Below are 18,658 nucleotides of genomic sequence, written 5' to 3' on the forward strand. Positions count from 1 at the left end.
CATGATCAAGGCCGCCGCGTACGTCGCCCCGCAGGAGTGAACCGGACGCGGAGTACCCGTTCCAGCTCACCACCGGGCGGACGCTCCACCGCGTGGAGGTCTCGGCGGCCGACGCGCGAGGGCTCGGGCTCGGCGAGGACGAGCCGGTCGAGGGCGCGCGCCCGCCGGGTGCCGTGCGGGGGCGGCTCCACCTGACGGACCTACGGCCCGGGGTGCTGTTCGTGCCGTTCCACTACGGCTACTGGGACACACCCTCCGGGGCGGGCCCCGACGAGAAGTCCCCGCCCCGGGCGGCGAACGAGACCACCCGCACCGCCTGGGGCCCCGCCTCGAAGCAGCCGCTGTTCAAGACGGCCGCGGCGGCCCTGACCCCGGCCGGTCCCCGGTCCGCCCCGACACCGTAGGGGCGATGACGAGTTCCTCGACGACCGTGCGCGCAGGGAGCGTGGCGCACAGCAGTACGGCGCGGGCCACGTCCTCCGGTCGCACCATGGCGGCCCGGCGCTCCGCGCTCGGTGGTTCCGGGCGGCTGTCCAGGACCGGGGTGTCGACCTCGCCCGGGAGGATGCAGGTGGCACGGACGAGGTCGTCGCGGTAGGTGTTGCGCAGATAGGTCATGAAGTTGCGCACGCCCGCCTTGGCCGCGCCGTACGGGGCCCCGCCGAGGGGCGTGGGCCGTACGGCGGCGAGCGAGGAGATCGTGATGATCGAGCCGCCGCCGCGCTCCAGCATGTCCGGCAGGACGGCCCGGGCGAGCAGATAGACCGCGGTGAGGTTGACGTCGACCACGGCGTGCCACTCGTCCTCGCCGAGCCGGCGGACGTCCCCGGCCCGGCCGGCTGCCCCCGCGTTGTTGACGAGGACGTCGACGGGGCCCGCCGTGTCCCGGGTCCAGCGGATCAGCTGCCCCACGTCGTCGGCGTTCTCGACGTGGGTGGCGCGGGCGATCGCGGTGCCCCCGGCGTCCGCGACGACGGCGGCCACCTCGTCGAGGAGGTGGAGTCGTCGTCCGGCGAGGACCACCGTGGCGCCCTCCTCGGCGAGCATCAGGGCCGTCGCGCGGCCGATGCCGGTGCCCGCCCCGGTGATCAGCGCGGTCTTTCCGTCGAGCGCTCGCGTCCGCTGTTCCTCGCGATTTCCCATGCCCGTCGCCCCTCCCGGCCGGGCGCGGCCGAGCGCCCTCGGGAGTGAGGATCCCCTGTCCCGGGGCCTGTGGGGAGGGTGCGTCAGCGGGCCGGCAGCCGGACGCCCAGTTCGTCCGCCGCCGAGCGCAGCAGCGGCACCATGGCGACCAGGTCGTCCATGCTGCGGCGGAAGGCGGGCGCGGCGGTGGAGAGGGCGGCGAAGACGGTGCCGTCGGGGCGCAGGATCGGCACCGCCACGGCGCGCAGACCGGCGTGGTGTTCCTCGTCGGCCGTGGCGTAGCCGAGCTCGGCGGCGCGGGCGACGTGGGCGCGCAGGACGTCGCGGTCGGTGACGCTGTTCGGTCCGTGCGGGGTGAGTTCGACGCGGTCCAGGAGGTCGGCGCGTACGTCGGCGGGGGCGAAGGCCATCAGGACCTTGCCCATCGAGGTGCAGTGCAGCGGGCCGTGCCGGCCCGGGTCGCTGCGGACGCCGACCGGGAGGGGGCCGTCCACATAGTGCACGTACAGGTGCCGGGTGCCGTCGAGGACGGACATCAGGGTGGCTTCCTCGGTCTGCCGGGTCACGCGCTGCATCACGGGGAGGGCGGTGCCGGCGAAGCCGTACACCTGACCGGCCCGCTGGCCGAGCTGGAAGAGTCTCAGGCCCGGTTTGTAGCGCTTGCCGTCGGCCTCGAACTCCACCAGACCCTCGCGGCACAGGGAGTTGACCAGCCGGTGGGCCGTGCTGACGGGGACGCCGCTGGCGCGGGCCAGTTCGGACAGGGTGATGCCGTACGGGTGTTCGCCGACGAGGACGAGCAACCGGATCGCGCGTCCGACCACGTCCGTGGGTACCTCGCTGCCGCTCACTGCGGCAAGTTACCACTGAGTGGAAAGGCCTCCCACGGTTGACAGCGACAGCCCGCCGCCCCGACGATGATTTTCCGTTGAGCAGATAACTTTTCCATTCAGTGGGAAAAAAGGGAGATCGCGCATGACGAGCCACCCCCTCTTCGACGTCACCGGAAAGGTCGCCCTGGTGACCGGGTCGAGCCGAGGCATCGGCCGCGCGCTGGCCGTGGGCCTCCTGGAGGCCGGCTGCACGGTGGTCCTCAACGGCAGGGACGCCGTCGCCCTGGAGGCCACCCGCGGGGAGCTGGCCGTGACGTTCGGCGAGGCGGTCCTCGCGGAGGCCTTCGACGTCACCGACGCCGCCTCGGTCGCCACCGCCGTCCCCCGGATCGAGGACCGGGCCGGCCCCGTCGACATCCTGGTCAACAACACCGGCGCCCAACGCCGCGCCCCGTTCCTCGACTTCACCGACGAGGACTGGCACACCCTGCTCGACACCAACCTCACCAGCGCCTTCCTCGTGGGCCGCGAGGTCGCCCGCCGGATGGTCCCCCGGGGGCAGGGAAAGATCATCAACATCTGCTCGCTGCAGAGCGAGGCGGTACGCCCCGGCATCGCGCCCTACTCGGCGACCAAGGGCGGCCTGAAGATGCTGACCAAGGGCATGTGCGCCGACCTCGGGCCGCACGGCATCCAGGTCAACGGCATCGGCCCCGGCTACTTCGACACCGAGCTGACCTCGGCGCTGGTCGCCGACGAGGAGTTCAGCGCCTGGGTCCGCGGGCGGACGCCCGCCGGCCGCTGGGGCAGGGTCGAGGACCTGGTCGGCGCCCTGCTCTTCCTCGCCTCCCCCGCCTCCGACTTCGTGGGCGGCCAGCTGCTGTATGTCGACGGCGGCATGCTGTCCGTCCTGTGACCCGGTCCATCCCCCAAGGAGCCCCCATGCACGCGTGTGTTGTCCACGGAGCCGGTGACCTCCGGGTCGAGGAACGGCCGTACGACGGTCCCGCGGCCGGTGAGATCGCGGTCGCCGTCGCGCTCGGCGGTATCTGCGGGTCCGATCTGCACTACTACCACCGGGGCCGGGTGGGCGACTTCGCGGTGAGCGAGCCCATGGTGCTCGGTCACGAGGTGGTCGGCCATGTCGCCGCGCTCGGTCCCGGGGTCGAGGGGCCGGACGTCCCGGCGGTGGGAGCGCCGGTCGCGATCCATCCGGCCACGCCCTGCGGGGTCTGCCCCGAGTGCGCACGGGGCATGCGCAACGTCTGTGCGCACACCCGCTATCTGGGCAGCGCGGCCCACACCCCGCATGTGCAGGGCGGGTTCGCGCAGCGCCTCGGCGTGCCCGCCGGTCAGGTCCGGGAGCTGCCTCCCGGGCTCGACCTGCGCCGGGCCGTGCTCGCCGAGCCGCTGGCGGTGGCCCTGCACGCCGTGCGCCGGGCCGGCGATGTGCGGGGCAAGCGGGTCCTGGTGGCGGGGGCCGGTCCGATCGGCTGTCTGGTCGTGGCGGCGCTGCGGCACGCCGGAGCCGCCGAGGTCGTCGTCAGCGATCTGCACGAGGAGCCGCTGCGGATCGCGACCGAGGTGGGCGCGACCGCCACCGTGCGGGCGGACCGGCCCGGCGACCCTAACTGGGCCGGCGTCTTCGACGTCGCCGTGGAGGCGTCCGGGGCGCCGGCCGGGCTGCGCAGCTGTGTGGAGCGGGCGCGGCGGGGCGGCATCGTGGTCATGCTCGGGCTGCTGCCGCCCGGGGAGATCGGGCTGCTCGGCAATGTGGCGGTCACCCGTGAGCTGGAGCTGCGCGGTTCCTTCCGCTTCGACACCGAGTTCGACGAGGCCCTGTCCCTGCTGGCCCAGGGCCTTCCTGTCGATCCGGTCGTCACGCACACCTTCCCGTTGGAGCGGTCCGCCCTCGCCTTCGAGACCGCCCGGGACCGCACGGTCGCCTCCAAGGTGCTGCTGGATCTCACCGGCCGGGCGTGAGCGGGCGTCAGGTGCCGGCGACCGCCGGGTGCCGAAGGTCAGCGGTAGAGGGCGGGGCGTTCGACGAGTTCCACCTCGGTGCGGACCCCCTCGGTCTGGGCGCGGACGCCGGCCTCGGAGATCGCGGCGACGGCGTACCCGTCCCAGGTACTGGGTCCGGTGACCTCGCCGCGCCGGGTGGCGTCCACCCAGGCCTGGACCTGTCGGTCGTAGGCGTCCTCGAACCGCTCGATGTAGCCCGGGGTGACCGTGCCGCCCCAGCGGCCCGCCGCGTTGACGAGCATGTCGTGCCCGTCGCCGATGCGGGCCGTGCCGTCCTCGCAGACGGCCTCGGCCTGCACCTGGTAGCCGTAGCGGGCGCTGAGGAAGATCTCGACGTCGACCACCGCGCCGCCGTCGGTCTCGAAGACGACGAGCTGCGGGTCGCTGAGGCCCTCGGGGGCGTGCGCGGACGGCCGGGGCCGCAGCACACTGACGGCGGTGATCTCCTGGCCGAGCAGCCAGCGGGTGATGTCCATCTCGTGGGCCACGGAGTCGTTGATGGCCATGGCGTCGGTGAAACCGGGCGGGGCCTCGGCGTTGCGGTGCCGGTGGTGCAGCAGCAGCGGCCGGCCCAGGTCGCCGCTGTCCAGCAGGGCCTTGAGCTTGACGTACTCACGGTCGTAGCGGCGCATGAACCCCACCTGTACCCGGCGGTGCCCCAGCCGCTGCTCCGCCTCCAGCAGCCGGAGCGCGGAGGCGGTGTCCGGGGTGAGGGGCTTCTCGCACAGTACGGGCAGGTCGTGGGCGAACGCGGCGAGCAGGGCCGCCTCGTGCGCGGGGCCCGGTGAGGCCACGAGGACGGCGTCGACGCCCGGTGCGGTCAGTGCCTCGGCCGGGTCGCCGTAGGCCGCGCACCCCTCGATGCCGGCGGCGATCGCCCGGGCACGGTCGGTGTCGAGGTCGACGACGGCGGTCACATGGGCGCCGCTGATCACCTCGGAGATCCGGCGCACATGATCGGCGCCCATCCGGCCGGTGCCGACGACGGCGACACCGAGGGAGCCCTGCTCGGTCATACCTCTTCTTCCTTTCGCGCGGGCCGGGTCGGCGCCCGGGGCAGCGGGCGCACAGGGTCTCGTCCTCCCCCGAGGAGCCCTTCTTCACGCCTGCGCGGCCGGCCTCGCGGGGCCACGGCGAGCGGCGTACGCGGAATTGCGTTTCCCCGGGCGACGAGCACCGGTTAGGCTCCCCCGGCGCGCGTCAGGCGTGTGCACATCAAGGTGGGGGCACGGGGGACATGGTCGACGATTTCTCCGATTCCGGAGCGGGCTCGGCAGAGGATGCGGAGACGGGATCGGCAGTAGGGGCGGAGACGGGTTCAGCAGTAGGTCCGGAGACGGGTTCGGTAGGTCCGGCGTCGGGATCGGTAGCAGGTCCGGAGGCGGGTGCGACAGCAAGTCCGGATACGGGGTCGGCAGTCGGTCCGGATATGGGATCGGCAGCAGATCCGGAGACGGGTTCGAGAGCGGCTTCCCGAGTCGGCTCGACGAAGGAGATGAGCACGGGGGCTCAGGTCGTCTCGGCGGTGGCGACCGTGGGGGTGCTGCTGGGCGGGATGTGGCTGCTGGCGGACCTCCTCGACACGACCCCCGAGACCTTGGGGCCGGCCGTCTGCTCGTCCTCGGACGACGCCTCTCCGGCACCACGGGGCGAGGTCTCGGGTGCACAGCTGTGCACCGCGCTGAACCGCTCCGACCTGCCGAAGCTCCTCGGGACGCCCACCGAGCAGGCGGTCATCGCGTCGGGCAGCCAGAACGAGTCCACCTGGTTCGACGGCACCAAGACCGTCACCCCCGAGGCGACCGTCGAACTCGACACGTACACCGTGGAGCTGTCGGCGTCGTACGAGGACCTCCCCGTCGCCGAGTCGGTCGGCTACCTGGGCGCCGGCGTCGAGACCAGGACGGTCCTGGGACATGCGGCGGCCCTGTACTCGGGTCAGACCATCTCCCTCTCGTTCCGCCTCGACGGCAGTGACCCGCAGTCCGGCCCCGGCGGCGTCGCCCGGCGGCTGCTGGTCGCGACCGACCCGAAGGACAGCGGCACCACCTTCGAGCTCGTCATCTATCGCCAGGATTCCCAGGTCCCCGACGACGCGGCCCTGTTCCGTGTGGCCGAGAAGGTCCTGCCGACGCTCCCGGGCTGGAAGCCCGCGGCCTGACGAGCCCTCGGGCGGCCTCAACCCTCGGCGGCCTCAGCGCTCGGCGGCCCAGCGCGCCGGCGGCCTGTGATAGCTTGCCGACGCCAGTCGAACCCACGTACGCACACGTAAGTACGCGTACGGGTCAGGGAATCCGGTGCGAATCCGGAGCTGACGCGCAGCGGTGAGGGCGACGGGCGGGGCAACGGCCACTGGACGGCGATCACGATCGCGGTCCGGGAAGGCGTCCCGTCCGGGTGACCCCGAGTCCGAAGACCTGCTGGCGGTCCCCGGCACCGAGGGGTGCCCGGGGAAGCATCGTACGACCGGGCTTCGCGCATGAGCCCTCGACGCCGAAGGAAGTCCCGTGCCACTCGCACGCCCCGTCCGCCATGCCGTCCTGTTCCTGGCCGCCGGTTCCCTGTTGCTGACCGGCTGCGGAGGCTCCGGCTCCGCAGCACCCCCGGGCGGTGGCCCGGCCTCGGGCGGGTCCGCCGGATATCCGGTGACCCTCGACAACTGCGGGCAGGAGGTACGGGTCGACAGCCCGCCCGAACGCGCCGTCTCCCTCAACCAGGGCACGACCGAGATCCTGCTCTCCCTCGGGCTCGCCGACCGCATGGTGGGCACCGCCACCTGGACCGATCCGCTGCCGAAGGAACTGGAGAAGGCCGACGCGAAGGTGCCTCGGCTCGCCGACGACGCGCCGTCTTTCGAGAAGGTCCTGGACACCGAACCCGACCTCGTCGTCTCCTCGTTCGCCTCCACGCTCGGCAAGGGCGGTGTGGCGACCCGGGAGGATTTCGAGAAGCTCGGCGTCCCCACGTATCTGTCGCCCTCCGACTGTGTGGGCAAGGACAACAGCGGTGACGGCGACGGCGTCCGCACCGAGCCGCTGACCATGGAGACGGTCTACGGCGAAGTCCGCGATCTGGCCCGCGTCTTCGGGGTCGAGGAGCGCGGCGAGAAGCTGGTGGCCGAGCTCAAGTCCCGGGTGCGGAAGGCGACCGCCGGACTCGACGCCGATGACGTCACCGTCATGTACTGGTTCGCCAACGCCCAGTCCCCGTACCTCGCCGGATGCTGTGGCGCCCCCGGGGTCATCACCCGCGAGCTGGGCGCGAAGAACGTCTTCGACGACACCGAGGAGGAGTGGCCCCAGGTCAACTGGGAGACCGTCGCGGATCGCGATCCCGACGTCCTCGTCGTCGGGGACCTGGTCCGCAAGCAGCAGACGGCCGAGACGGCCGCGAAGAAGATCGAGTTCCTGGAGTCCGACCCGGTCACCCGGAACATGACGGCGGTGCGGAAGAAGCGCTATGTGCTGCTGCCCGGCCAGGCCATGAACCCGACCGTCCGGACCGTCGAGGGCGTGGAGAAGCTCGCGGCGGCACTGCGCGAGTACGGTCTCACGGGATGACCGGCACGGAGCCCGACACGGAGCCCGGCACGGAAACGGGCACGGAGACGGGCACGGAGACGGGCACGGAGACGGGCACGGCCGTCGACGCGGTCACCGACGCGTCGACGGCGGTGGAGACCGGTGGGCCGCCCTCGGCGAAGACCGGTGGGCCGGCTCCCACGAAGACCGGTGGGCCGAGCCCGGCGGGGCCCGGTGGAGCGGACGGTTCGACGGCGGTGGCGGTGGCCTTCGGCCGCCGGCTGCGCTGGGGATCGGCGTGGATGGCCGGGCTCGGAGGGCTGTTTCTCTCCATCGCCCTCGCGATCACCATCGGTCCGGCCGACATCGGCGTGGTCGACGTCTGGTCCACGGTGGTGGCCCATCTCGGCTGGGGGCACACGGAGTTGACGCCCATCCGGGACGGCATCGTGTGGAACCTACGGCTGCCGCGCACCCTGCTGGCCGCCGTGTGCGGGGCCGGACTGGCCGTGTGCGGCGCGGTGATGCAGTCCCTGCTGCGCAACCCGCTCGCCGACCCTTTCGTGCTGGGCGTCTCCTCCGGCGCGTCGACCGGCGCGGTCGTGGTCGTGGTGCTCGGCGTGGGAGGCGGGGCCCTGTCGGTCTCCGGCGGCGCGTTCCTGGGCGCGGTGGCCTCCTTCGGGCTCGTGCTGCTGCTCAGCCACACCCTCGGCGGCTCCACGGACCGCGTGGTGCTGGTCGGTGTCGCGGCGATGCAGCTGTTCTCCGCGCTCACCTCCTTCATGGTGATGACCGCGGCCGACGCCGAGACGACCCGCGCGGTGCTGTTCTGGCTGCTCGGCTCGCTCAGCGGGGCCGACTGGACGGATGTGACGGTGTGTCTGGCGGTGCTGGTGGTGGTGCTGCTGGTCTGCCTGGGCCACACCCACGCACTGGACGCGTTCGCGTTCGGGCAGGACGCGGCGGCCTCGCTCGGTGTCTCCGTGGCCCGCACCCGGCTCGTACTGCTGTGCGCCACCGCTCTGCTCACGGCCGCCCTGGTCGCCTCGTCGGGGGCGATCGGCTTCGTCGGCCTGGTGCTGCCGCACGCCGCCCGCGCGCTGACCGGCTCCGGCCACGGTCGGCTGCTGCCGGCCACCGCGCTGGCCGGGGCGGTGTTCCTGGTGTGGGTCGACACCCTCGCCCGTACGGTCCTGGACCCGCAGGAGGTCCCGGTCGGGGTGGTGACGTCCCTCATCGGCGTCCCGGCGTTCGTCGCCATCATGTACCGGACCAGGAGCACCCGATGACCGACACCGCCGCCGACCCAATTGCCTCCTCCGGGCTGCGCGCCGAGCGGGTCTCCCGCGCCGCCGACGGCACGCTGATCCTGGACGGGGTCAGTGTGGCGCCCCGGCCGGGCACCGTCACCGGTCTGCTCGGCCCCAACGGCTCGGGCAAGTCCACACTGCTGCGCCTGCTCGCCGGGGTCCTCGCGCCGGCTTCGGGAGTCGTCACCCTCGACGACCGTCCACTGGACCGGGTGGGCCGCCGCGCGGTCGCCCGACGGATCGCCGTCGTGGCTCAACAGGCGGACACACAGGTCGAGTTGACGGTCCAGGACGTCGTACGGCTGGGCCGTGTCCCGCACCGTCGCGCCTGGGCGTCCGTCTCCGCCGACGACGAGGAGGCCGTCCGCACGGCCCTGGTCCGCACCGGTCTCAGCGACAAGGCCCACCGGTCCTGGCACACCCTGTCGGGCGGTGAGCGCCAGCGCGTCCAGATCGCGCGTGCCCTCGCCCAGGAGCCGAACGAACTCCTCCTGGACGAGCCCACCAACCATCTCGACATCCAGCACCAGCTCGCCCTGCTGACCCTGATCCGCACGCTCCGCCTGACCAGCGTCGTCGCCCTGCACGACCTGAACCTCGCCGCGATGTACTGCGACCACCTCGTCGTACTGCGGCAGGGCCGCGTGGTGGCCGCCGGCACCCCGCACGACGTCCTCACCGAGTCCTTGGTCGCCGACGTCTACGGCGTACGGGCCACGGTCACCCGCACCGGCCCGGACGACGGGCCCCACATCCGGTTCCTGGGGCCGCTTCCCTAGGGAGTCGCCCCGGGCGGACCGCGAGGACCAACGACGCCCTGGGCCCACACGGCGTGCGCCGGGCGGTCGTCGCCCGGCGCGTGCGGCGCGCCCATCCCCGCGCGCCTCTCCTACTGCGCCCGTCGCTCGTCGAACGGGTCGGTTCCCCAGGCACCCGCGTGGGGACCGAACTCGTGCTCCGCCGCCTGCGCGGCCATACGGGCGTTGCGGGCGTCGGCCTCCGGTCCGTCCGGCAGGTGGTAGTCCTCGCCCGCCCGAGCGGAACCGGCCTGCACCTTCGTGGCGACGGCCAGCCGGCGGCGTACGTACCGGTCGAGCGCGGCGGGTACGTCGGCGGGTGTCGCCTCCGCGAGACAGTCGCCGAGCACGGCCGCGTCGACCAGGGCCTGTGCCGCACCCTGGGCCTGGAAGGGCGCCATCGCGTGGGCGCTGTCGCCGAGCAGGGTGATCCGGCCGATGTTCCAGCGGGCGAGCGGGGCACGGGTGTGGATGCCGTGACGGAGCACCGTCCCGGTCCGGCCGAGGACGGCGCGCACCCGGGGGTCCCACCCCCGGAACGCGTGGAGCTGCTCCTCCGGCTCGGCCCGGGCGGTCCATGACTCCCGTGCCGCGTCGGTCCCGACGACACCCACGACGTTGAGCAGTTCTCCGCGACGCACCCAGTAGTGCACGAAGTGGCGTCCCGGGCCGAGCCAGAGGGCGTACTCCGGCAGGTCCAGATCCGCCACCTGCTCGGCCGGCAGCAGGGCCCGGTAGGCGGCGGTCCCCGAGAACAGGGCCTCGTCGGCGCCGAAGAGCCATCGGCGGGCCGAGGACCGTATGCCGTCGGCGGCGACGACGAGGTCCGCCTCCAGCTGTTCCCCGCCAGCCGTGGTCACCCGGGCTGATCCGGCGTCCTGTCCGATGCCCACGACCGTGGTGTCCAGCCGCACCGCCCCGGGCGGTACCGCGGCGGCCAGCGCCCGGTGCAGATCGGCCCGGTGGACCTGGAGGTACGGCGCACCGAAGGCCTCCTCGACCTCGCGTCCCAGCGCGTAGTGGCAGATCTCGCCGCCGTCGGACCAGGTGCGAAAGCTCAGCCGCGACGGCCGGGTGGACCGCGCGTCGACCGCGTCGAGCAGGCCGAGCCGGCGCAGGACGCGGGTGGCGTTGGGCGCGAGCTGGATGCCCGCGCCGATCTCGGCGAACCGGGGCGCCTGCTCGACGAGCGTCACCTCGCATCCGGCGCGCCCCAGGCTCAGGGTGGCCGCCAGTCCGCCGATGCCCGCCCCTACGACGATCGCCCTCATGCCCCCACCTCAGGTCGACGTCGTTCCACGCTACCGGCGGACGAGAGCGGGGGGCAGGCGCGCGACGGCGTGAAGCCGTCGCGCGCCGGCGCTCAGAGCGAGGCCCGCTCCACCGGGATCCACAGCTCCGCGTCGGCCCGCGTCGCGTCGGGCGAGAGCTTGGCCCGCAGGATCTCGGGACCCGGACGGCTCCGGTACGGGTTGGACGGGAACCACTGGGTGAACACGTCCCGCCACAGGTGCTGCAGCGCCTGCGGGAAGGGCCCGGAGTTCTCGAACACGGCCCAGGTCCCGGCCGGGACGACGAGCTCGTCCATGTCCTCGGGGGCGGCGGCCCGCGTCACCGCTCCGTGGAAGTAGTCGAGTTCGGTGCCCTCGGCCCGACTGGCGTCGATGTTGTCACTGATCGAGACGATCCCCTTCGGTTCCTGGTCGGACAGGCTCTCGATCCGGTCGAGCGTCTGCTGTCCGAGGCCCCGGATGAAGTCGGCGATCGCCGGGTTCATCCCCTCGTGCACGAGGGGGACGCGGGTCTTCCTCCCGACCACCCGGAACTCCTCCTTGTCCATGACGCGATAACGCATGCTGCTGCTCCCTTCGACGACGAGGCGGAAGGACATCCGGGGCTGCGACCGCAGACTGGCACCGGTCCGCCGGGCCTCCCCGGGGCCGACGCCGTGCAGGGCGCGGAACGCCCGTGCGAACGCCTCTCCGGAGCCGTAGCCGTAGCGCACCGCGATCTCCAGCAACGTCCGCTCGTCGGCCAGCACCTCGGCACCGGCCACGGTCAGCCGACGCCGTCGGATGTACTCCGACAGCGGCATGCCCGCGAGCGCGGAGAAGAGCCGCCGCAGGTGGTACTCCGACGTCACCGCGATCCGTGCCAGGTCCGCCACCTCGATCGACTGATCGAGATGGCGCTCGATGTGCTCCATGGCCTGGTTGAGCCGCTCCAGCACCCCGGCCTCCTTCCTTTCGACCACCACGCTAGGAAGCGGCCACCCCGCCCCACCCGACATCCTGTGCCCGCTCCGGTCGGGTGGATGACCACGCACCACTGCTCATCGATTTGTAAAGATGTCCCGACATATCTGTCGGCATCCCCGGGGACGGCTCCACAGTCGTGCCACTGGAGCGCACCAGGCGGGCGGCCGGCGCATCGCTCAAGGGCGGCCGGCTGTCGGACGCGCGCGGGCGGCGCCGGACGATCCTCGTGCTCGCCGTGGTGTTCTTCGTCGGCGCGCTGGGGTGCACCCTGGCACCGAACACGGCGGTCATGGTGATCGCCCGCTTCGTGCTGGGCCTCGCGGTGGGCGGCGCGTCCATGACCGTGCCCGTCTATCTCGCGGAGATCTCCCCCGCCGAGCGGCGGGGCGCGCTGGTCACCCGTAACGAACTGATGATCGTGACCGGGCAGTTGACGGCCTTCACCTCCAACGCGGTCATCGCACGGGTCGGCGGCGAGTCCGGTGGTGTCTGGCGCTGGATGCTGGTGCTCGCGCCCCTGTCGGCCGTCGTGCTGTGGTTCGGCATGCTGCTGATGCCGGAGAGTCCGCACTGGCTGGCCTCACGGACCCGGTTCCGCGAGGCGCTGGAGGTGCTCAAGCAGGTGCGGTCCCGGCAGCGGGCCGAGGCCGAGCTCGCCGAGGTGTCCGCGCTCGCGGTCGAGGAGGAGCGGGAGAAGCTCGGCGGCTGGCAGGACATGCGGGCCACGCCCTGGCTGCGCAGGCTGATGTTCGTCGGGTTCGGCATCGCGATCGTGCAGCAGACCACCGGCGTCAACACCTCATGTACTACGGCACCCGGATCCTCACCGACGCCGGTTTCGCCTCCGACAGCGCGCTCACCGCGAACATCGCCAACGGCGTCATCTCGGTGCCGGCCACCTTCGTCGGCATCCGGCTGCTGGGCCGCGTCAACCGCCGCCCGGCGCTGATGGACGGTCAGATCGGCACCACGACCGCCCTGTTGCTGATCGGTGTCTTCTCCCTGACGCTGCCCGCCGACAACGGCCGCGCCGGAGGAACTGCCGCCGTCGTTCGAGCGGGAGGGCATCGCCCTGAACCTGGAGGCGCACCCGGACGACTTCTGCGAGGAGAACACCCCGGCCGTCGACCTGGTCCGGGCGATCGACAAGCCCTGGGTCAACTACCTCTACTGCGCCCCGCACTCCTTCCATCTCTCCGGCGCCGACCCGACGGCGGACATCGCGGCGATGATGCGGCACGCGGGCGACAGGCTGAAGCACGTCCACATCGCCGACTCCTTCAACCACAAGGGCTCCAGCGGGCTGCGCTACATCCTCAACCCCCCTGGCACGACGGCCCGGATCCACCAGCACCTGGACATCGGCCAGGGCGAGGTGGACTGGGACGCCTTCTTCGGCACCTTGCGCGAACTGGACTTCGACGGGGTGGCCACCGCCTGTGTCTTCGCGTGGGAGGAACGGGCGAAGGAGTCGTCCGCGTTCATGCGGGACCGCATCACCAAGGAACTCGCCCGCCGAGACGGAGCGACATGAGGGAAAGACGCGACGCGGAGACGTGACGCGGAGACGTGACGGGCACCGGCGGGCATCTCCCCCACCGGTGCCCGAGCGCCTGTCAGGCGAGGGTGACCTCGACCGGCAGCTTCTTGATGCCGTTGACGAAGTTGGAGCGGACGCGCGGGACGTCACCGACGAGGCGAATGTCGGCGAGGCGCGGGATCAGCTCCTCGAACATGATGCGGATCTCGGTGCGGGCCAGCAGATTGCCCAGGCACAGGTGCGGGCTGCCCTTGCCGAAGGTGACGTGGTCGTTGTCGGCGCGGGCGACGTCGAAGTCGTACGGGTTGCCGAAGACCTCCTCGTCGCGGTTGCCGGAGGCGTACCACATGACGACCTTGTCGCCCTCCTTGATCCGCTTGCCGCCGAGTTCGACGTCACGGGTCGCGGTGCGGCGGAAGTGGTAGACGGGGGACGCCCAGCGCAGGAACTCCTCGGTCGCCACCGGGATCAGGGACGGGTCCTCCTGGAGGCGGGCCAACTGCTCCGGGTGCTGGAGCAGCGCCAGCATGGAGTGGGTGATGGTGTGGCGGGTGGTCTCGTTGCCGGCGACGACCAGGAGCAGGAAGTAGTTGTCGAAGTCCTGCGCGGAGAGCGGGACGCCGTCGCGTGGGGTGGTGTTGACGAGCTTGGAGACCAGGTCGGTGCCGTCGCCGCCGCGTCGCTGCCGGGCCAGTTCGCGGCCGTACTCGAAGACTTCGAGGGAGGCGGGTGAGCGGAACGGCAGGTGCCGGTACTGCTCGCTCTCCGCGCTGTTCAGCAGGACGTCGGCGTAGTCGGGGTCGGTGTTGCCGATGATGCGGTTGCCCCAGTCGATGAGCCGCTGGTTGTCCTCCGGGGGGACGTCGAGCAGGCGGGCCAGGACGTTGATGGGGAAGTCGGCGGAGACGTCGGCGACGAAGTCGAAGGTGCCCTTGGCGAGGGCCGCGTCGAGGGTGGTGGCGGTCAGGCCGCGCAGGAAGTCGGTGTAGCTGTTGATGACGCTCGCGCCGAACTGGCGCTGGATGACGCTGCGCAGGGCGCGGTGGCGGACGCCGTCCAGTTCGAGGATGGAGGCGCGAGTCCTGATCTGGTCCTCGTCGACCTCCTCCAGGTTGACGAACCTCGTCGAGGTGAAGGTGTCGGCGTCCCGGTCGACGCGGGCGATGTCGGCGTGCCGGGTGACCGCCCAGAAGCCGGAGTTGGGGGCCTCCTCGGGCTGCCAGTGGACCGGGTCCTGGTGGCGCAGGGTGTGGAACATGCGCCACGGGGTGACGCCGTCGGTGAAGTTGTCGAGGTCGGCGAGGTCCACGTCGTCCAGCGGCATGGGTTCCTGCACGGCCTCGCGCACGGAGGCGGGGCGGGCTGAAGTGGTCATGGCGGGGGTGCTCCCAGGCGTCACAGGTGGTAGGCGTACTCGGTGAACTCCCAGTCGGTGACGTGCCGTTGGAAGCGTGCGACCTCGTCGCGCTTGTAGGTGAGGTAGGAGGTGGTGAAGGCCTTGCCGAGGATCTCGGTGAGGGCGGTGTCCGCCTCCAGGGCGTCGAGGGCGGCGGAGAGGTCCATCGGCAGCACGGCCGACCTGGCGGTGTCGTAGCCGTAGCCCTCCAGTGGGGCCGGGGGTTCCTCGCCCGCGCGGACGCCGAGCAGCGCGGCGGCGATCGTGCCCGCGATCAGCAGGTAGGGGTTGGCGCCGGCGTCGCCGAGGCGCAGTTCGAGCCGGGCGCCGGAGCCGCGCTCGGGCGGGACGCGGACCATGGCGCTGCGGTTGTCCAGGCCCCAGTCGATCAGCCAGGGGGCGAGGGTGTCCGGGCCGAAGCGTTTGTAGGAGTTGACGGTCGGGTTGGCGAGGGCGGCGAGCGCCGGGGCGTGGGCGAGGACACCGGCGATGGCGTGGCGGGCGGTGTCGGACAGTCCGTGGCGGCCCGTTGGGTCGTCGAAGGTGTTGCGGCCCCGCTCGTCGTCGCAGGACAGATGGAGGTGGAAGCCGGAGCCGCCCGCGTCGTTGAAGGGCCTGGCCATGAAGGTGGCGAGACGGCCCTCCTTGCGGGCGAGTTCCTTGACGGCGGCCTTGAAGCGGAAGGAGCGGTCGGCGGCCGAGAGCGCCTCCGAGTGCGCCAGGTTGATCTCGAACTGGCCGCCGTCGAACTCGTGGTTGCCGTTGGTGACGCCGATGCGCAGGTCGCGGAGGTGGCGCAGGGTGCGCAGCAGATGGTTGTCGGGGTCGGCGCGCAGGCCGGCGGTGTAGACGGCGCCGGTGGCGCCGGAGTAGCGCTTCCAGCCGCTCGGGGAGGCCGGGTCCGCGTCGCAGAGGAAGTACTCGAGTTCGGGGCCGACCACCGGGCGCAGGCCCTGCTCGGCGCAGCGGGCGAGCACCGAGCGCAGCAGGTCGCGGGGGGATTCGGGGGCGGGCGCCCCGGTCGCCGGGTCGACGGTCTCGCCGAGGCAGGTGGCGACACCGGGCTCCCAGGGGAGGGCGACCAGGGTGTCGAGGTCGGGGCGCACATGGATGTCGGGCAGGCCCGCGTCCAGACCGCCGGCCACGGGGACCACGTCGCCCTGGGGTGAGGTGTGGTAGACCGCCCGGCAGAAGGCGAGCCCGTGCTCGCAGGCCGTCGGCAACTGGTCGAGCAGCACGTCCCGGGCCCGGTCGGTACCGATCAGGTCGGGGTAGGTCACCCGGACCACGTCGATGCCCTCGGCGGCCAGCCGCTCCTGGTGTTGCCTGACGGCCGGTGTTTCGGATGCGCTCACCGTTGTCTCCTCGACGACTGAGGCCGTTTGTTTGGTGCCAAACGATATGAACGGGTGAAGCGGCCCGCAAGGGCCGGGGCCAAAAAATTATCCACCTGGACAGGTATTGACCAGGGGTGAGCGGCTTCCTATGTTGTTTGGAGCCAAACGAGCTACTTCAGGAGGACCGGCCATGAAGGTCGTCGTCGACATGAACAAGTGCCAGGACCACGGACAGTGCGTCTTCGCCGCCCCCGACGTCTTCCGGCTCGACGAGAACGGGCGTCTGGCCTATGTCAGCGACCCCGACGACGCACTGGTGGACGAGGTCGAGGAAGCCGCCGACGTCTGCCCGCTCCAGGCCATCCGGATCGAGGGCTGAGCCCCATGACAGGGACGGGCAGGCCGGCGGACACGCCGACCGACACGGTGACCGGCGCAGGGCCGGGGACAGGGCCGGCGCCAGGGCCGGGCCGGGTGGTCGTCGCCGGCGCCTCCATGGCCGGTCTGCGCGCCGCCGAGCAGCTGCGCGCGGCGGGCTGGACCGGGGCGATCACCCTGGTCGGCGAGGAACCGCACATGCCCTACAACCGGCCTCCGCTCTCCAAGGAGGTGCTGGCCGGAAAGGCGGCCTTCGAGTCGCTGGCCTTCCGGCCCCGGGCGAGCGTGGCCGACGTGGAGTGGCGGCTCGGCACCAGGGTCGTCGCCTCCCGCCTCGCCGAGCGGACCGTCGACCTCGACGACGGATCACGGCTGTCGTACGACGCTCTGGTCGTCGCCACCGGTATGCGGCCCCGGCGGCTGTCCTGTCCCGGTCCGCTCGCCGGCCGGCACACCGTCCGCACCCTCGCCGACGCGCGGGGCCTGCGGGCGGAACTGACCCGGCCCGGAGCCCGGGTGGTCGTGGTCGGGGCCGGGTTCATCGGCTGCGAGGTGGCCGCCACCGCCGTGGGTCTCGGAGTCGCCGAGGTGACGGTCGTGGATCCGCTGCCGCTGCCCATGGTCGGCCCGCTCGGCGAGTTGCTCGGGCACGCGCTGCTGCGACGGCACGAGGAGCGCGGGGTGCGGTTCGCGCTCGGCGCCGGTGTCGCCGGGTTCGAGGGCGAGGACCGGGTCACGGGCGTGGTGCTCGCCGACGGGACCGTACTGCCCGCCGATGTGGTGGTGGAGTCGGTCGGTTCGCTGGCGAACACCGAGTGGCTCGACGGCAACGGTCTCGACCTGACCGACGGGGTGCTCACCGACGAGCAGCTCCGGGTCGGCGGACGGCCCGAGGTGGTCGCGGTGGGTGACGTCGCCCGCTTCCCCAACGCCCGCTACGACGGAGTACCGCGCCGGGTCGAGCACTGGTCCATCCCCACGGACACCGCCAAGCACGCGGCGAAGGTCCTCACCGGCGCCGGGCCCGCGCCCTTCGCGCCGCTGCCGACCTTCTGGAGCGACCAGCACGACTTCCGGCTCCAGTCCTTCGGCGCACCCGCGCTCGGCAGGGACGACGTACGGGTCCTGGACGGCGATCCGGCCGCGGACGTCCTGGTCGGCTACCACCATCACGGCCGGCTGGTGGGGGTCGTCGCGCTCGGCGGCCCCGCGACCGTCTCCGCCGCCGCCCGCCACCGCGCCGCACTGCTCCAGCAGCCCGCCCTCACCGCGTAAGGACCCCCTGACCATGACCAGTGTCCGTGGATTCCTCCACCCCAAGACGGCGAGCGGAGCCTCGTCGCTGATCCCGTCGCCGCCGTGGCACTACTCGGGCGACCTGCTGACGGTCGAGTACCGCACGGATCCGGCGCGGGTGCGTGAACTGCTGCCCCAGCCGCTGGAGTTGGCCGACGAGGACCCGGGAGCCGTGGCTCTCATCTGGGCCGACTGGCAGTCCTGCTCGGCGTCGGGAGCGGAACTGCTCGACCCCGTGCGCTCCCAGTACAAGGAGGCCTTCGCGGTCGTCCGCTGCGGGTACAAGGGGCGGACGTACTCGCGGTGCGTCCACATCTGGGTCGACAAGGACTTCGCGATCGCCCGCGGGCTGCACCAGGGGTACCCGAAGAAGCTCGGGTCCATCCACCAGACGCGGCCGCATCCGTACGGGCCCGCTCCGCGGATCGCGGCCGGGGCCCGGTTCGGGGCGACCCTGGCCGCGGCCGACCGGAGGCTGGCCCAGGCGGTGGTGACACTGCGGGAGCCGGCGGAGACGAACGGGTTCGTGAACGCGCATCCCATGGCGCATCACCGGTGGCTGCCGTCGATCGAGACCGGGAAGGGGCTGGCGCTGGACGAGTTGATCGAGACCGGGGCGGCGTCCTTCGAGGGGGGTCAGCCGTGGGTGGGTGAGGCGGAGCTGGAGTTGTTCGAGGCGCCGACGGAGGAACTGGCCCGGTTGGAGGTTCGTGAGCCGATCGCCGCGTACTACCGCCAGGTCGGGGTTGTCTGGGACGGGGGGCGACTTCTGGAGTCCGGGACGTCCGAGGCGTCTGCCGAGTGAGGTTCGTGGACGGGTGCGG

Annotated in this window: 17 protein-coding genes, 2 pseudogenes and 1 riboswitch; of the genes and pseudogenes, 12 read left to right on the forward strand and 7 right to left on the reverse strand. The window is 72.3% G+C overall.

Translation table 11 applies throughout. The features are described 5' to 3' along the window. Positions 1 to 92: 92 nt before the first annotated feature. On the forward strand, positions 93 to 404 hold the full coding sequence (locus tag K1J60_RS02860; RefSeq protein ID WP_398683101.1) for a molybdopterin dinucleotide binding domain-containing protein: 312 nt from the start codon (positions 93 to 95) through the stop codon (positions 402 to 404). On the opposite strand, the gene K1J60_RS02865 is transcribed toward K1J60_RS02860, so the two are convergent. Further along, a complete protein-coding gene (locus tag K1J60_RS02865) occupies positions 346 to 1,143 on the reverse strand; it encodes an SDR family oxidoreductase (protein ID WP_220644757.1) in 798 nt (265 codons plus the stop codon). The two genes, K1J60_RS02860 and K1J60_RS02865, sit on opposite strands and share 59 nt — an antisense overlap. 83 nt (positions 1,144 to 1,226) lie before the next feature. Then, positions 1,227 to 1,994, reverse strand: coding sequence for an IclR family transcriptional regulator (locus tag K1J60_RS02870; protein ID WP_220644758.1), 768 nt, complete (start codon positions 1,992 to 1,994; stop codon positions 1,227 to 1,229). 124 nt (positions 1,995 to 2,118) lie between these two features. Between K1J60_RS02870 and K1J60_RS02875 the strand changes: the two genes are divergently transcribed. Next, complete coding sequence (locus K1J60_RS02875; protein ID WP_220644759.1) at positions 2,119 to 2,892, forward strand: SDR family oxidoreductase; 774 nt, start codon at positions 2,119 to 2,121, stop codon at positions 2,890 to 2,892. A 26-nt stretch (positions 2,893 to 2,918) separates the two neighbouring features. Continuing rightward, positions 2,919 to 3,959, forward strand: coding sequence for an L-idonate 5-dehydrogenase (locus K1J60_RS02880; protein WP_220644760.1), 1,041 nt, complete (start codon positions 2,919 to 2,921; stop codon positions 3,957 to 3,959). A gap of 38 nt (positions 3,960 to 3,997) precedes the next feature. On the opposite strand, the gene K1J60_RS02885 is transcribed toward K1J60_RS02880, so the two are convergent. After that, positions 3,998 to 5,017, reverse strand: a complete 1,020-nt coding sequence (locus K1J60_RS02885) for a Gfo/Idh/MocA family protein (RefSeq protein WP_220644761.1) — start codon at positions 5,015 to 5,017, stop codon at positions 3,998 to 4,000. Between the two features lie 479 nt (positions 5,018 to 5,496). Between K1J60_RS02885 and K1J60_RS02890 the strand changes: the two genes are divergently transcribed. From K1J60_RS02890 to K1J60_RS02905, 4 genes are all read left to right on the forward strand, one after another. After that, the gene (locus K1J60_RS02890) at positions 5,497 to 6,162 is read left to right on the forward strand and encodes a DUF6215 domain-containing protein (protein ID WP_220644762.1); all 666 of its coding nucleotides are present in this window, start codon (positions 5,497 to 5,499) and stop codon (positions 6,160 to 6,162) included. Between the two features lie 67 nt (positions 6,163 to 6,229). Beyond that, positions 6,230 to 6,440: riboswitch (cobalamin riboswitch) on the forward strand. A 68-nt stretch (positions 6,441 to 6,508) separates the two neighbouring features. Then, on the forward strand, positions 6,509 to 7,561 hold the full coding sequence (locus tag K1J60_RS02895; protein WP_220644763.1) for an ABC transporter substrate-binding protein: 1,053 nt from the start codon (positions 6,509 to 6,511) through the stop codon (positions 7,559 to 7,561). Positions 7,562 to 7,824: 263 nt separating this feature from the next. Continuing rightward, positions 7,825 to 8,811 (forward strand): FecCD family ABC transporter permease, encoded by a 987-nt coding sequence (locus tag K1J60_RS02900; RefSeq protein WP_220651240.1) that lies wholly within the window; start codon positions 7,825 to 7,827, stop codon positions 8,809 to 8,811. After that, the gene (locus K1J60_RS02905; protein ID WP_220644764.1) at positions 8,808 to 9,611 is read left to right on the forward strand and encodes an ABC transporter ATP-binding protein; all 804 of its coding nucleotides are present in this window, start codon (positions 8,808 to 8,810) and stop codon (positions 9,609 to 9,611) included. Before K1J60_RS02900 ends, K1J60_RS02905 begins: the two co-directional genes overlap by 4 nt. Positions 9,612 to 9,721: 110 nt before the next feature. Here K1J60_RS02905 and K1J60_RS02910 read toward each other — a convergent pair whose 3' ends face one another. After that, complete coding sequence (locus K1J60_RS02910) at positions 9,722 to 10,900, reverse strand: FAD-dependent monooxygenase (protein WP_220644765.1); 1,179 nt, start codon at positions 10,898 to 10,900, stop codon at positions 9,722 to 9,724. Positions 10,901 to 10,992: 92 nt separating this feature from the next. Further along, a complete protein-coding gene (locus K1J60_RS02915) occupies positions 10,993 to 11,859 on the reverse strand; it encodes an AraC family transcriptional regulator (protein ID WP_220651241.1) in 867 nt (288 codons plus the stop codon). Positions 11,860 to 12,065: 206 nt separating this feature from the next. On the opposite strand from K1J60_RS02915, the pseudogene K1J60_RS02920 reads away from it, so the two are divergent. Both K1J60_RS02920 and K1J60_RS02925 read left to right on the forward strand, forming a co-directional pair. Further along, positions 12,066 to 12,937, forward strand: a pseudogene (locus tag K1J60_RS02920) (MFS transporter); the annotation flags it as partial. Then, positions 12,921 to 13,421 (forward strand): annotated as a pseudogene (locus K1J60_RS02925) (sugar phosphate isomerase/epimerase family protein); the annotation flags it as partial. The pseudogenes K1J60_RS02920 and K1J60_RS02925, both read left to right, overlap by 17 nt. An 82-nt stretch (positions 13,422 to 13,503) precedes the next feature. Here K1J60_RS02925 and K1J60_RS02930 read toward each other — a convergent pair. Both K1J60_RS02930 and K1J60_RS02935 read right to left on the reverse strand, forming a co-directional pair. Next, positions 13,504 to 14,802: a cytochrome P450 gene (locus K1J60_RS02930; protein WP_220644766.1), complete on the reverse strand. Its 1,299-nt coding sequence runs from the start codon at positions 14,800 to 14,802 to the stop codon at positions 13,504 to 13,506. A gap of 20 nt (positions 14,803 to 14,822) precedes the next feature. Continuing rightward, entirely contained in the window at positions 14,823 to 16,178 is a 1,356-nt protein-coding gene (locus K1J60_RS02935) for a glutamine synthetase family protein (RefSeq protein WP_220644767.1), read from the reverse strand. 172 nt (positions 16,179 to 16,350) lie between these two features. Here K1J60_RS02935 and K1J60_RS02940 point away from each other — a divergent pair, with 172 nt between their 5' ends. The 3 genes from K1J60_RS02940 (at position 16,351) to K1J60_RS02950 (ending at position 18,639) form a co-directional block, all read left to right on the forward strand. Beyond that, positions 16,351 to 16,539: a ferredoxin gene (locus K1J60_RS02940; RefSeq protein ID WP_220644768.1), complete on the forward strand. Its 189-nt coding sequence runs from the start codon at positions 16,351 to 16,353 to the stop codon at positions 16,537 to 16,539. 95 nt (positions 16,540 to 16,634) lie between these two features. Next, positions 16,635 to 17,813 carry an NAD(P)/FAD-dependent oxidoreductase gene (locus K1J60_RS02945; protein WP_220651242.1) on the forward strand — a complete coding sequence of 393 codons (1,179 nt, stop codon included), beginning with the start codon at positions 16,635 to 16,637 and terminating at the stop codon, positions 17,811 to 17,813. Between the two features lie 13 nt (positions 17,814 to 17,826). Beyond that, on the forward strand, positions 17,827 to 18,639 hold the full coding sequence (locus K1J60_RS02950) for an acetoacetate decarboxylase family protein (RefSeq protein WP_220644769.1): 813 nt from the start codon (positions 17,827 to 17,829) through the stop codon (positions 18,637 to 18,639). The last annotated feature ends 19 nt before the right edge of the window (positions 18,640 to 18,658 follow it).

The organism is Streptomyces akebiae (assembly GCF_019599145.1).
Taxonomy (GTDB): domain Bacteria; phylum Actinomycetota; class Actinomycetes; order Streptomycetales; family Streptomycetaceae; genus Streptomyces; species Streptomyces akebiae.